This window comes from Burkholderia cepacia (assembly GCF_029962485.1).
In the GTDB taxonomy this organism is placed as follows: Bacteria; Pseudomonadota; Gammaproteobacteria; order Burkholderiales; family Burkholderiaceae; genus Burkholderia.
Map to the genome: position 1 here is coordinate 703243 of NZ_CP073639.1, position 13654 is coordinate 716896.

The window sequence follows — 13654 nt, forward strand, 5'->3', positions numbered from 1 at the left end:
CGGACGGACGGCCGATGCCGCCGCGCACGTTGCACGGGCCTGGCGATCGCGGCACACGGAAGGACCGTCACGAATCGATATCGCCCACCGAACAGGAGCAGACATGGGATACGTCACGACGCAAGATGGCGTCGACATCTTCTACAAGGACTGGGGGCCGCGCGACGCCCAGGTGATCTTTTTTCATCACGGCTGGCCGCTCAGCGCCGACGACTGGGACGCGCAGATGCTGTTCTTCCTCGCCCAGGGCTATCGCGTGATCGCGCACGACCGTCGCGGCCACGGACGCTCCAGCCAGGTCTGGGACGGTCATGACATGGATCACTATGCGGACGACGTCGCCGCGGTCGTGAACCACCTCGGCGTGCAGGGCGCCGTCCACGTCGGCCACTCCACCGGCGGCGGCGAAGTGATCCACTACGTCGCGCGCCACGGTGAAGACCGCGTCGCCAAGGCCGTGCTGATCAGCGCCGTGCCGCCGCTGATGGTCAGGACCGACAGCAACCCGGGCGGCCTGCCGAAAGCGGTGTTCGACAACCTGCAGGCGCAGCTCGCGGCGAATCGCGCGCAGTTCTACTACGACGTGCCGGCCGGCCCGTTCTACGGCTACAACCGCGACGGCGCGACACCGTCGCAAGGCGTCATCTGGAACTGGTGGCGGCAAGGCATGATGGGCAGCGCGAAGGCGCACTACGACGGCATCGTCGCGTTCTCGCAGACCGACTTCACCGAAGACCTGAAAAGCACCACGATTCCGGTGCTCGTGATGCACGGCGACGACGACCAGATCGTCCCGTATGCCGATTCCGGCCTGCTGTCGGCGAAGCTGGCGCGGAACAGCACGCTAAAGGTTTATGCGGGGTTCCCGCACGGCATGCCGACGTCGAACGCCGATACGATCAACGCCGATCTGCTCGCGTTCATCCGCAGCTGAACGCGGCGGATGACGGGTGCGGCCTTCAGGCTGGAGTCGCAGGCTGAAGGCCGCCCTGCATGGCTGCCGGACGCGGCTATCGACGTTCGCGAATAAAATCGGGAACCGCTTCGCCAATCGACGCGAGATACGCCGCCATCGCACCGGCCACCTTGCGCACGGCGGGGCGAGCCGTCATCCGTTCGCGCCACGCCAGCAGCTTCGGCGTTTCGTCAGTCATCGGCGCGCCCTTGCGCGCACCGAACAATTGCGCCATGTAGAACGCGATGTCGGCGTAGGAATACGTGCCGGCCAAAAAGTCCCGATCCGCAAGAACGCGCTCCATGCGCCGATAGTATTGCGCCGCCTCGGCACGCGCGGCCTGCGCCGCCGGAACGTCCGGCGTGCCCTCCAGCCCCATCAGCCGGACAACATGCGGGAAATAGACTTCGTCGCTGCCGTGTTCGAGCTGACGCGCAACGGCGCGCGCCGCCGGTTGCGCCGGCCACAACGCGGGCTCCGGCTTCAGGTCCTCGAGATACTCGAAGATTTGCGTGGAATCGAAGATCTCCAGAGTGCCGTCGATCAGCACGGGCACCTGGCGCTTCGGATTGATGCGCAAGACGTCCGGATGCCTGGGCTCGTAGCCGCGTTGTTGACTGAACGGCACCATCACCAGCTCGAATTCGATGCCCTTCTCGTGCGCCGCAATCTCGACCTTGGCACCGAACATGCTCAACGGTCCTGAAATGATCTTCATGGTTCGTCTCCGCTTCAAGGGAACGGGTCAGCGATACGGCCAAGCATAAGCCCGAAAACATGACACCTGATGTCAGGTATTTGAGGTAACGTGTCGCGTATGAAAGCGAGCCGCCTGTTGTCGATCATGATGATGCTGCAGGCGCGCGGCCGGATGACCGCGCCTGCGCTGGCCGAAGCGCTGGAAGTGTCCGAGCGCACGATCCTGCGCGATATCGACCAGCTCTCCACGGCCGGCGTGCCGATCTGGGGCGATCGCGGCCGCAACGGCGGATTTCAGCTGCGTGACGGCTGGAACACCGATCTCACCGGGCTCACCGAACAGGAAGCGCATGCACTGATCCTGGCGGGTTTGCCCGGGCCGGCGAGCGAACTGGGGCTCGACGGCATGGCGACTTCCGCCCGGCTGAAGATGATCGCCAGCCTGCCGCCGGCCTCGCGCGAGCGGGCCGATCGCGTCGCCAGCCGGTTGCACATCGATACCGTGGACTGGTACCGCGCGCAGGAAACGCCCGAGTTCCTGCGTGAAGCCGCCGACGCGGTGTGGGGTGCGTACCGGATCGACGTCACGTACCAGAGCTGGCGCGGCTTGTCCCGCCGCGCGCTCGAACCGCTCGGCCTCGTGCTCAAGGGCGGTGCCTGGTACCTGATTGCGAAGGTGGTCGGCAATCCCGGCGCGCTCACCTTCCGGCTCACGAACATCCGCGAACTCAACGCGACGCGCCGCCGTTTCAAGCGCCCCGCGCGATTCGATCTGGCCACGCACTGGCGTGACGCGATGAGCCGGTACGAAGCCGATCTCCACCGGCTGACCGCCCATATCGCCGTATCGCCGCGCGGCGAAACGTGGCTGGCCAATGCGCGGATCAAGACCTCCCCGGTTTCCGAAGCGTCACGCAGCACGGACGTACCGCCGGGATGGAACGCATTCCTGATGCCGATCGAATCGATCGAGCACGGCGCGCGCAGGCTGCTGGGTTTCGGCGCGCACGTAAAAATCCTCGGGCCGCAGGCGCTCAAGGACCAGTTCATCGACGAGTTGTCGCAAGTGGCAGCGCTTTATCGATCCGGCGGCGATTGAAGCGTCGCCTTCAGATCTCGTCGGAAAACTCGTCGAGAAAACGTTGCAGCCGATCGCGACGAACGATCGCCATGCGCGTACCGGTGACGGTCTGGAAACCGGTTGCCAGCTTCAGCAGTTTCGTGCGGAAGTGATCGATCGCGAATCGCGTGTCGTCGAGCGCCCGCTCCGCCGCGTGGGGATCGGCCGGGTCATACAACGCGCTACCCATCCGGCCCGCGACATAAAAGCAGCGCGCGACGCCCACCATGCCGATTGCATCGAGCCGGTCGGCATCCTGCAGCACCTTGGCTTCGAGCGTCTTCGGCGCAATGCAGGCGGAAAAACTGTGCGCCTCGACCGCGTGCGCGACCGCGTCGATCTTCGCATCCGGCCAGTCGAGCGACTTCAGCACCCGCCGCGCCTTTTCCGCCGACAACCGCGACGCCTGTGCGCGCAGCGGAGAATCCTTCTCGACCGCCACGCAGTCATGCAACAGCGTTGCCGCGCACAGCACTTCGGCATCGCCGCCCTCCTCGGCACGAATCGCGGCGGCATTCTTCCACACGCGTTGCAAATGCGACGTGTCATGAGCGCCGTCGCCATGGGCGTCGTGCCAATGGGCGAGCAAGGTGTGAGCCAGATCCTGAAAGGGGGCAAACGCAGAGGTAGTCACGGGGGCGGATGGTCAACGACTGGATGACGATTATCCCCCATGCGCCACACGGTCACGACCCGACGTCGCATCCGGCTTCCTCGATGTCCGCGCGTCAAGCAAATCGTTACCTCCGGCAGGACCCGGCTGGCTTATAGTGCGGAGTGCCCATTCAACGAGGAGTGCTGCAATGAAACTGCTGGCCAACGGTCCGTTCGAAGTGAAGCTGAATCCTGAATCCCTGAGCACCGTCGCGGAAAATTCCGGGCTCGGCCGCATGTCGCTGGACAAGCAGTTTCACGGCGACCTGGAAGCCGTCAGCCACGGCGAGATGCTCGCGTTTCGCAGCAGCGTCCAGGGCTCAGCAGGCTATGTGGCGATGGAAACGGTACAGGGCGTACTCGGCGGGCGCCAGGGCACTTTCGTCCTGCAGCACAGCTCCACGATGACGCGTGGGGAGCCGAAGCAGTCGATCACCGTCGTACCCGATTCCGGGACGGGGGAACTGCTGGGGCTTGCCGGTTCGATGGTCATCCATATCGACAACGGCCGGCATTCGTACAGCTTCGACTATGCATTGCCTGACGCGGCGCAGTGAGTCGCTCACGGAGATAGCGCTGGCCCCGCGCCAGCGACACACTTCCGCATCACGCAACGGTTTCGTCACGCAAACGGAACTGCGCGACCGCCGCGCTCAGTCGTGAACCCTGTTCATCGAGCGACAGTGCCGCGGCGGCCGCCTCCTCGACCAGCGCCGCATTGCGTTGCATCGTCTGCTCCATCTGGATGACCGCGGCGTTCACCTGCTCGATCCCCGACGACTGCTCTTCGAATGCATGGCTGGTCTCGCCCATGATCGCGTTGACACGCTCGACCGCGGCAACGAGCTCGCTCATCGCCGAGCCGGCCAGCGTGACGAGGCCGCTGCCGTCTTCGACACGCCGCGCGGCATTGCCGATCAGGTCGCGAATCTCCTTCGCCGCCGACGCGCAGCGCTGCGCGAGCCCGCGCACCTCCGTCGCGACGACCGCGAACCCGCGCCCCTGCTCGCCTGCGCGCGCGGCCTCGACCGCCGCATTCAGCGCGAGGATGTTGGTCTGGAACGCGATGCTTTCGATCGTGCCGACGATGCCGGAAATCCGCGCGGAGCTGTGCGAAATCGCGGACATCGTCTCGACCACGCGCTGCATTGCCTCGCCGCCGCGCGACGCGATGCCGGCCGCGCCTTCGACGTACGTGCGCGCATCGCGCGCGTTGTCCGCGTTCTGGCGCACGGCCGCCGTCAGCTGCTCGACGCTCGCCGCCGCTTGTTGCAGCGACACGGCCTGCTGCTCGGTGCGCGCGGACAGGTCGACGTTGCCGCTCGCGATCGTGCGAACGTCGCCGACGATCGTCTCGGTACTTGCGCGCACCTGGTTCACAGTGTCGACGAGGCCGTCCTGCATGCGCTTCAGCGCATTGAGCAGATAGGCCATTTCATTTTCGCCCGCGATGACGACGGTGCCCGTCAGGTCGCCTTTCGAAATTTTCTCGAACTGGCCGACCGCGAGATTGATCGGCTCGATGATCGCCTTCGCGAGCACGCGCTGCGCAAAGAAACCGACAACGAGCGCCAGCCCCGCGACCGCCGCCATCCCCCACACGATCCGGTGAAAATGCACGCCGGCAGCGTCGTAGCGGGCCTTCTGGCGCGCGACCTGGAACGACTCGAGCGCGTCGATCGCATCCTGGTAGGCGGCGAACAGCGCCGGCGGCGCGGTACGCTGCGTGTCGAGGAAGTTGAACGCGTCGTCGCCGTCGAGCTGCGACAGCGCTTTCAGGAACACGCGATCGAGCAGCGCCCGCCGGTGGCTCTGCAGCGTGTCAAACAATGCCTGCTCGTTCGCGTCGCGCGCATGCAGGCGCGCATACGCATCCAGTTCGTCATTGCTCTGCTTGAGGAGCGCGTGGAGCTGCGCGGCTCCCTCCTTGCCCGACTGGCCCGCGCTGATGACCTGCGCGACGTCGCTCATGCGTTCGCGCAGCACGAGCATCCGCTCGGAGCTGGTCTTCAGGTGCAGCAGCGACGCGGTGTCGTCGCGGTACATCGCCTCGAGCGAGCCGTTGCTCATGTAGAGCGCCGCAATGCAGGCGCCGACCACCAGCACGAGCAGCACGGTATAGCCGGCGATGGTCGCGACGAGTCCACCGCGGATGGTGAGTTGTTTTCGCATGACGTTCCCTTGCGCGGGCCGGGCGCGGCCAGCGGCGGATGTGGATTCCGGATCACGAAAGACGAGCGCCGCGTCGCAACACGCGGCGCGGGGGCTGCGAACGGGTTAACGGCGGGGGGAACGGGAAGGTTTTACCTGTACGCGACGTGAATCTTGACGATTACGACAGGTGGGGCAGCCAGAGAGAGCGTGCGGCTATTCCCCGCCGGCCAGCCTTGCACGAATCTCGTCAGCCGACAGGTCGCGCTGGTGCGTGGCAATCTGCCAGATGTTTCCCCACGGATCCTTCACCATCGCGCGCCTGTCGCCGTACGGCATGTCGGCGGGCGCTTCCAGCGAGACCGCGCGCGCCGCGATCGCGCGCCGATGGGTCGCATCGGTATCCTCGACATACACGTACAGGAACGCCGGCATCGGATCGCGCAGACCGTCACCGCCGCTGATCATCACGACCGAATCGCCGATGCGGATTTCGGCAGGCAAGCCGGCACGGAATTCTCCGCAGGCGTCGAACACCGTCCGGATGAATTCGACCAGGTTCTCCGGATCCGGTACGACAATGCGCGGCGTGACGGTATGCCATCCGGCGGGCTGGAATGTGGCCATGGTGCGCAACCTCCGATGCGTGCGTCAGCGGTATTGTCCTCCGCGCACCGGTGGTCTGCAAAGGAATGCGAAGGGTTGCTCAAATACCGCACGCCCCTTCGCCGCTCGTCAGAGGCTGACGTTCGACTCCAGCCACCGCGGTTCGTACGCTCCCAATGCCCGTGCCGGATAGAACCACGCGAGCGGCGCCCCCGCGATCTGCAACGGCGGTTGGAGCCGCGTTGCAGGCCCCCATGACGTCGCTTCGACGCGATCCGCGCGGTCGTGTTGTGAATCCGGAATCACGGCAACCACGTCGCTCATCGGCTCCGAACGCAACTGCAAGACGGCCGACGTACGCGCCAGCGAAGCGCGAACTTCGGTGCCCACACCGTCCTTCAGTCGCGCCGTCAGCCCGCGGATGGCAGCAGCAGCCATCAGGTAACCCGTCGCATGGTCGATCGCCTGGACGGGCAGGCTCACCGGCTCGTCGCTTCCCGTCACGCGCATGCCCGCGTCGGCGATTCCCGCACTCATCTGGATGAGGCTGTCGAAGCCACGCCGGCAACGCCACGCGCCGGTCCAGCCGTACGCGTCGAGCGACACGTCGATGAGTGCGGGATTGAGATCGCGCCGTTGCGCGGCGTCGAGACCGAAACGCGCAAGTGCGTCGGAACGGTAACCGTGCACGACGATATCCGCGTCGCGCAGCAGCCGCTTGAGCGTATCGAGATCCGCAGGCTGCTTCAGGTCAAGGCGCGCGCAGCGCTTGCCGAGAACAACGTCCGGCACCGTACCGGGCTCTTCCCAGCCATGCGGATCGATGCGCAGCACGTCGGCACCGAGGCCCGCCAGAAATCGCGTCGCGACGGGGCCGGCGAGTATGCGCGTCAGATCGAGCACGCGAATGCCGCGCAGCGGCCGGTCTCGCGACGGCTGCCAGTCGCGCGCTCCAACCGCCTTCGCGGTGTGAGCATGCAGCAATGGTTCGGATGCAACAGCCTTGCCTTGCTGATGCGCGGCCCATTCCTGCCGCGAATGCATCATCGCCGCGCACCCGCCACGCTCGACAATCGCGTCTTCTAGCGCATGGGCATCCCAGCGGCTGACCGCTTGCGCGACCGCTTGTGCGTCTGCCGCGCAGCCGAGCACCGTCAAAGCGGCCTGCCGATGATGGGGCGCGTTGGTGTGCAACCGGATCCAGCGATCGCGCGCCCGATAGTTGCCGGCCACCGGATCCCATTGAGGCGGCAGCGTCCATCCCGACGGGCGAAGCGACGTGCCGAACCACAGCGATGCCATGCGCCGGTCGACGTGAACCGCCGGCAATATGCCGGTCGATTCGAGCAGCAATTCGGCGACGGCCGTACCCGCCGCGCCAATCGCCGCACTGGCCAGATCGGTGACGCGAAACGCGGACAGTAATTCGCCAGAGCCGCTGAAACTGCAATGCTCGAGACGTTGCGGCGCGCCACCCAGCGCGGCCCAGAATTCCTGCAGATGACGCGGCATCAAGCCCTCATCGGCCGTAGCCGCAACATGGGAAATTTGATCGACACGCATGTTCGCCTCGAATCGTTTTGGTGAAGCAAAGATCGGCTCGCTCGCATTTATTGTCAACGTTGATTATTCTGATCAACCTGCCGAACGAATCGAGCCTCGTACCATGTCGCCTTATCTGAATTCGACCGAAGCGGCCGCGCGGCTCGGCGTCTCGCGACAGACGCTTTACGCATACGTGAGCCGCGGCCTGCTTCGCGCGGAACCCACCGGCAATCCACGTGAAAGCCGCTACTTCGCAGCGGACGTCGACCGTCTCGCGGCCGAACGTGCGCGCGGCCGCAAACCGAAGGAAGTCGCGAAAGCCGCGTTGAACTGGGGTTCGCCAGTGCTCGAATCGAGCATCACGCTGATCGAGGGCGGCCAGCTTTTCTATCGCGGCGTGGATGCACTCGATCTCGCCGGCCGCGCGAGTCTCGAGGAAGTCGCCGCGCTGCTTTGGCAATGCGACGAGCGGACTGCTTTCGGCCCTCGCGTCCCCCGTGCACCGACGGTGTTGCGAACCCTCTTCAAACACTACGGCGATCAGCGCGCGGAGCAGGCGCTCTTGTCGCTGTTCGCCGTCGCCACCGACGACGCACCGACGGCAGCGTGGCAGCAATCGGCCGACAGCCGGATGCAGGGCTGCGGCGACCTGGTACGGATCCTCGCGGCATGCCTGTTGCGCACCGGGTTCGATACGGCACCCGTCCACGAGCAATGCGCGCGCGCATGGGGCGTCGTGCCGTCCGGTGCGGAACTCATCAGGATCGCGCTCGTCCTGTGCGCGGATCACGAACTGAACGCATCGAGCTTCACGGGCCGATGCGTGGCGTCGACGAACGCGAGTTTGCGCGCGGTCGTGATCGGCGGCCTCGCCGGTCTGTCAGGTGGGCGGCACGGCGCGACCACCGCGCGTGTCGAGGCGATGTGGGATGAAATCGGCAACCGGGACGTCGAGCGAAAAATGCGCGAGCGCCTGCACCGAGGCGACGATCTGCCGGGGTTCGGACATTCGCTGTATCCCGGTGGCGACGTGCGGGCAGCCTGCCTGCTGTCACGCATCCTGCCGCGCCATCCGCAATGGAAAACGATGATCGATGCAGGCAGTTCGCTGGCCGGCCAGAAGCCTTCTCTGGATCTCGCGCTCGTCGCGCTACGCAGGCATTTGCGGCTTCCTGTCGGCGCCGCGTTCGGCCTGTTCGCGCTTGGCCGCTCGATCGGCTGGATCGCGCACGGGCTCGAGCAGCGCGAACATCCGGAATTGATCAGGCCTCGCGCGGTATATACGGGGGTGCGGCCAGACAGTGTTGGTGCCGGCTCGGGTCAGCCGCGGTCACGCGGGCGATCGGGAAAGCGCTCCGTGTCGCAGCATGCGGCTCCGCAAAACGACATGCTTGCCACGTTCTTCAAAGCCCGATAGCCAGGCGAGCGAGTGGTTCACGAAGTCGGTACTCGATCTGGGCGGGGATGGGATGGGCCCGTATGATCAGTGCGTGCCCCGACAATAAAGCACTCCAACATTGACAGGACGGTTCGCCAAACATGCCCCTCGAAACTGTCCACCTTGATCGGGTTTTTGGCGTCACACATACGTCTCAAAACCGCAAGTCCGTTACGCTGTTCGGATTCGAAAGCAAAAACCGGAAGGAATATTCGGTCGCAGCGCCGGGGAAGCCCCGCATTGAGTCAGGGATGACAATTACCGCCTATTTGTCGGAGGCCGGTAACTGGCAGACGCTGGTCGGCTGGCGTGATCACGAGAGCGGCGAGATTGTGTGCGAATCCGAGGGGGGACCCATTTTCCTCTGTATCTGGTCTGCAGCAGGCCTCGGCATGACGTTACGCGGGGTCTTGCACCAGTCAGTGACGCTCTCCGTCATCTCGGTCGGGATGGTTGCCTCGTTCCTTTGGGGCATCCGTCAGGTCCGCGATCTGCGACGGGTCCGCCGTGAACTGGAGGCGTCGGCGACGAGGGAATGAGGCAGTGGCGACACGTGCTGCCATTGGCCGTTTTCGGCCAGGAGCGGCCATTCGACATTGCGACCCGAATCGCCGACAATCCTCCGAGGATGGTTCTAGCAGTATTTTCGAATTGATTGAATATCGCCCTATGACCGTGAGAGAAGGCGGCATTTGTGCCCGCGCCATCGCTTATCTGAAGCCCATGGTGCAAGACTCAACGCCAGCAATATCGTTGTCAGGCGAAGACTCGCCTGTTCTCCGTCCTCTCAGCGACGACCTATTGGTTTCGTATGTCGTAGACGCATCTGATCATTTGGCTTTCGTTCAGCACCGGCATCTGGAACAGGAGTGTGTTTCGGCTGATCAGCTTCATTCAATCGCCGTTTCAAATTTGCAGACTCTTGCGGAAGAAAGCCTGGTTGTTCGCGAGTACGGTTCCATATATGTTGCACTCATGGGAGGTAACTTCGAGGCGAGTCTTCTCACGCTTGATGCCATGTGGAATCACTGGTATGCACATGTCGCCCCACAGGGCTTTGTCGCCGTTGCTCCAGCGCGTGACCTCCTTGCATTCTGCGACTCATCTTCCACACAAGGGTTAGTGGAGCTTCGGCAAGTCGTAGAGCGGTCCGGGGATTGTGACCATCGACTGCTCCCTCACTTGTACCGACGCATAGCCGGCGCATGGAGGCAACTGCCTGTCACGCCGTGATCAGGGACGGCGATTCAGGCGCTCTGCGAATTTAGGCAAGATAGACGCCAAGTCCAATAGGACAGATTCGCGTCTAACGAGGATGCGAATGTCCGTTTTCGCTGTCCGCGACTGTCTCTGCAGGGTCGTTTTGATCCGATAACGTACCACCGGGGAGATATCCGGCGAAGTTCTGCCATTGCGAGCAATTCACGACCGGCGCCCGCATCGGCGTTTGAGTGCCGATGTGACTCTCGCGGCGATACGCTCGAAACTCTTTCGACAACCTGCCACACCCAGTTGTTTTCATCGCTCGCATGCCCTGTCGCCCGTGCGGCCCCGACGAGTGGCACACCCGAACGCATGAATCCCCCGATCATGGCGCCTTTGCACGGGCCAAACGTCGGCGCCAAAGCGCGTGTTGCACCATCCGGATTCGTAACACCTGCCCGGGTACGGCCTGTGCGATCATGTGCCACGATCAACATGAGAAATGGCATGACGACTACATTCGACGAGGCGACAACGGCGGCGATCGCCGCGTTTGCCCAATTGGATTTCTACACGGCCGTGCAGGCGATGCGCGCCGAGGCCGACTACGACCACGAACGGGACCAGTGGATCGCGCGCTACATCGACGAGTACGGCGGCGGTGCGGACGATGCAGAATATGACGCCTTGCACGCGCGGGCCCAGGCAACCCCGGAATACGCGCAGTTCGTCGATGCGGTTCGCCAGGAAATCCTGGAATACTTCGGCGTAACCGACGATCAACTGGACTGGATGGTCCTGCTGCGCAATGACGACAGCGACGAGCTTTGGGCGGAAGTCAACCGTCAGCGGAGCGCGCTGGGAACCGGTGAAGTGCGCGGCGATCTCTGACCGTTGCTTGCCATGACGCTATCCAGTCGTGCCGGGTGCGCGGCTGGAGTCACGTCGGGCTCTCGGCTGCTGCAACCGATCCGCCAAGAGTGGGCAAGCCTTCGAATCTTCGAAACGCGTGATCATTGTGCTCCGACCCTTGCCCTCGGAGGTGCAACGGCTCGACTGGCAGCATTGATTCCGTGAGGTAGCCAATGCAGGTATCGGAGCACGAAGTTGTCATTGCCGGAGGCGGGCCAACCGGTTTGATGCTGGCAGGCGAACTGGCGCTGGCGGGCGTCGATGTCGCCATCGTCGAACGCCGCCCCGACCAGACGCTTGCAGGTTCGCGCGCCGGCGGCCTGATTGCCCGGACACTCGAGATTTTCGATCAGCGTGGCATCGTGGACCGCTTCCTTGCTGAAGGACAGAAGGCGCAAGTCACCGGATTTGCGTCGATTCGTCTGGACATCAGCGATTTTCCGACCCGGCACAATTACGTGCTGGGGCTACGACAAAAACATATCGAGCGCATTCTCGCCGGGTGGGTCGACGAGCTGGCCGTGCCGATCTATCGCGACTGCGACTTGACGGGTTTCGCGCAGGACGACTCGGGCGTCACCATCGAACTGTCCAGTCGTCCGTCACTGCGCGCGCGCTATCTCGTCGGGTGCGATGGCGGCCGCAGCCTCGTGCGTAAAACCGCCGGCATCGAGTTTCCAGGCTGGGACGCAACGACCAGCAGCATTCTCGCCGAGTGCGAGATGACAGAGGAACCGCCACTGGGCGTCCATCGTACTGCGCTGGGCATTCATGCCTTCGGCCGTGAGGAATACGAAATTCGTGATGGCAAGATCGTCTTTGCCACCGAGGGACCCGTCGGCGTAATGGTGACTGAAAAGGCGGTCGGTGCGAAGACCGAACCCACGCTGGAGGATCTCAGGGAAGCGCTCGTCGCCGCATGCGGCACCGACTACGGCGCGCACCATCTGACGTGGATTTCCCGATTCACCGACATGGCACGGCAAGCAGCAACCTACCGCAAGGGCCGCGTTCTCCTCGCCGGCGATGCGGCCCATGTGCACTCCCCGGTGGGCGGAAAGGGCCTCAACATCGGCGTCCAGGATGCCGTGAATCTGGGTTGGAAACTGGCTCAGGTGGTGAAAGGCATATCGCCTGACAGCCTGCTCGACACGTATCACGCCGAGCAACATCCGGTCGCGGCCCGCGTGCTGCGCACGACGATGGCGCAGGTCGCCCTGCAGCGCACCGACGACAGCACCGAAGCGTTGCGTGAAATCGCCGCGGAGCTGTTTCGCATGGACGAACCCCGCAAGCGAACCGCCGCCGAGATGTGCGGGCTTGGAGTCCATTACGATCTCGGTACCGGGCATCCGCTGCTCGGTCGCCGCATGCCGGACCTCGACCTGATCACGCCTGACGGGTCGATCCGCGTCTTTGCGCTGCTCCGGCGTGCCCGGCCCGTGCTGTTGAATCTCGACGAACCCGACAGCATCGACATCACGCGCTGGCTGGATCGCGTCACGTTGGTTCACGCCCGATACGACGGTCCTTGGGAACTGCCTGCGTTGGGCCAGGTGGCCGCACCGACGGCGGTATTGATCCGGCCCGATGGTTATGTGGCGTGGGTTGGAACCCACACGCAAGACGGTCTTCAGGATGCTATGAACATCTGGTTCGGGCCACCCGGCTGATCACTTACGCCGCCCGCGTCGCCGCAGGTCACGACATTCAGCCCCTCCGCCGCATCCGGCGCGACGAAGTAAGTACCGCGTGATCTGCTCGAACTCGGCATCCGACGCCTGGAACGGATGTTCCCCTAGCGCATTGCGCGCACGCAGGCGCGCCTTGCACACTGCATCGCTGACATCGAGATAATGCAGACGATGGCCGCAGCCGGCGACCTGCGCGATGCGATGTCCCCATGCGCGCGCCGCCACGGTATTGAATGGAAAATCGAGCACCACCGACACGCCGGCCTGCAGAACGGCACCAACGTGATCAGCCATCACGTCCTTGATACGTTTGGCATACCTGACATAGTCGTCGATCGACAGGATCTCGCCCGGATAGAGGCGAGCAAGCCACGTGTCTTCGCTGATCAGGACGGTCCGCTCCGCGTTCGCCAGCCGTGCGGTCAGCGTCGATTTTCCCGACGCGATCTTGCCGCACACCATGTGGAGCAACACCGCGTCATTCGATAATGCCGCTTGAAATGGATGCTCGATCTGCATTTCCAGGTACTCCATGAAGGGCCCAGAAAGCAAAAACCCGCCTTCCGGGCGGGTTGAGATGACAATCATTCAGTCGATGGCTACCCCGCCGGCAAAAGTGCGGCGCAAATAATCGAATGGGCAGGCGATCGGTTCATGCGCATCAGAATAACGAACCG

Annotated in this window: 13 protein-coding genes; 7 read left to right on the plus strand and 6 right to left on the minus strand. The window is 64.0% G+C overall.

Translation table 11 applies throughout. From position 1 onward, the window contains the following. Positions 1-103: 103 nt before the first annotated feature. Entirely contained in the window at positions 104-934 is an 831-nt protein-coding gene (locus tag KEC55_RS34195; protein WP_282511952.1) for an alpha/beta fold hydrolase, read from the plus strand. A 76-nt stretch (positions 935-1010) separates the two neighbouring features. On the opposite strand, the gene KEC55_RS34200 is transcribed toward KEC55_RS34195, so the two are convergent. Continuing rightward, positions 1011-1673: a glutathione S-transferase family protein gene (locus KEC55_RS34200; RefSeq protein WP_282511954.1), complete on the minus strand. Its 663-nt coding sequence runs from the start codon at positions 1671-1673 to the stop codon at positions 1011-1013. 99 nt (positions 1674-1772) lie between these two features. On the opposite strand from KEC55_RS34200, the gene KEC55_RS34205 reads away from it, so the two are divergent. Beyond that, positions 1773-2753, plus strand: coding sequence for a helix-turn-helix transcriptional regulator (locus tag KEC55_RS34205; RefSeq protein WP_282511956.1), 981 nt, complete (start codon positions 1773-1775; stop codon positions 2751-2753). A 10-nt stretch (positions 2754-2763) separates the two neighbouring features. Here the strand turns inward: KEC55_RS34205 and KEC55_RS34210 are convergent, their stop codons facing one another. Further along, on the minus strand, positions 2764-3408 hold the full coding sequence (locus KEC55_RS34210) for an HD domain-containing protein (RefSeq protein WP_282511958.1): 645 nt from the start codon (positions 3406-3408) through the stop codon (positions 2764-2766). A gap of 169 nt (positions 3409-3577) precedes the next feature. Between KEC55_RS34210 and KEC55_RS34215 the strand changes: the two genes are divergently transcribed. Then, positions 3578-3985 carry a DUF3224 domain-containing protein gene (locus KEC55_RS34215; protein WP_282511960.1) on the plus strand — a complete coding sequence of 136 codons (408 nt, stop codon included), beginning with the start codon at positions 3578-3580 and terminating at the stop codon, positions 3983-3985. A gap of 49 nt (positions 3986-4034) precedes the next feature. Here KEC55_RS34215 and KEC55_RS34220 read toward each other — a convergent pair whose 3' ends face one another. From KEC55_RS34220 to KEC55_RS34230, 3 genes are all read right to left on the minus strand, one after another. Then, positions 4035-5600: a methyl-accepting chemotaxis protein gene (locus KEC55_RS34220; RefSeq protein WP_282511962.1), complete on the minus strand. Its 1566-nt coding sequence runs from the start codon at positions 5598-5600 to the stop codon at positions 4035-4037. A gap of 195 nt (positions 5601-5795) precedes the next feature. Next, on the minus strand, positions 5796-6206 hold the full coding sequence (locus KEC55_RS34225; protein WP_282511964.1) for a VOC family protein: 411 nt from the start codon (positions 6204-6206) through the stop codon (positions 5796-5798). A 108-nt stretch (positions 6207-6314) separates the two neighbouring features. Beyond that, the gene (locus tag KEC55_RS34230) at positions 6315-7697 is read right to left on the minus strand and encodes a CoA transferase (RefSeq protein WP_282511966.1); all 1383 of its coding nucleotides are present in this window, start codon (positions 7695-7697) and stop codon (positions 6315-6317) included. A gap of 154 nt (positions 7698-7851) precedes the next feature. Here KEC55_RS34230 and KEC55_RS34235 point away from each other — a divergent pair, with 154 nt between their 5' ends. From KEC55_RS34235 to KEC55_RS34250, 4 genes are all read left to right on the plus strand, one after another. Beyond that, a complete protein-coding gene (locus tag KEC55_RS34235; RefSeq protein WP_282513116.1) occupies positions 7852-9147 on the plus strand; it encodes a citrate synthase family protein in 1296 nt (431 codons plus the stop codon). Between the two features lie 122 nt (positions 9148-9269). Then, positions 9270-9707 carry a hypothetical protein gene (locus KEC55_RS34240; RefSeq protein WP_282511968.1) on the plus strand — a complete coding sequence of 146 codons (438 nt, stop codon included), beginning with the start codon at positions 9270-9272 and terminating at the stop codon, positions 9705-9707. Between the two features lie 1171 nt (positions 9708-10878). Next, positions 10879-11262 carry an ATP-dependent protease gene (locus KEC55_RS34245; protein ID WP_282511970.1) on the plus strand — a complete coding sequence of 128 codons (384 nt, stop codon included), beginning with the start codon at positions 10879-10881 and terminating at the stop codon, positions 11260-11262. A gap of 194 nt (positions 11263-11456) precedes the next feature. Next, a complete protein-coding gene (locus KEC55_RS34250; RefSeq protein WP_282511972.1) occupies positions 11457-12956 on the plus strand; it encodes an FAD-dependent monooxygenase in 1500 nt (499 codons plus the stop codon). Here KEC55_RS34250 and KEC55_RS34255 read toward each other — a convergent pair whose 3' ends face one another. After that, on the minus strand, positions 12957-13496 hold the full coding sequence (locus KEC55_RS34255) for an AAA family ATPase (protein ID WP_432626329.1): 540 nt from the start codon (positions 13494-13496) through the stop codon (positions 12957-12959). It lies immediately after the preceding gene. Positions 13497-13654: the final 158 nt, after the last annotated feature.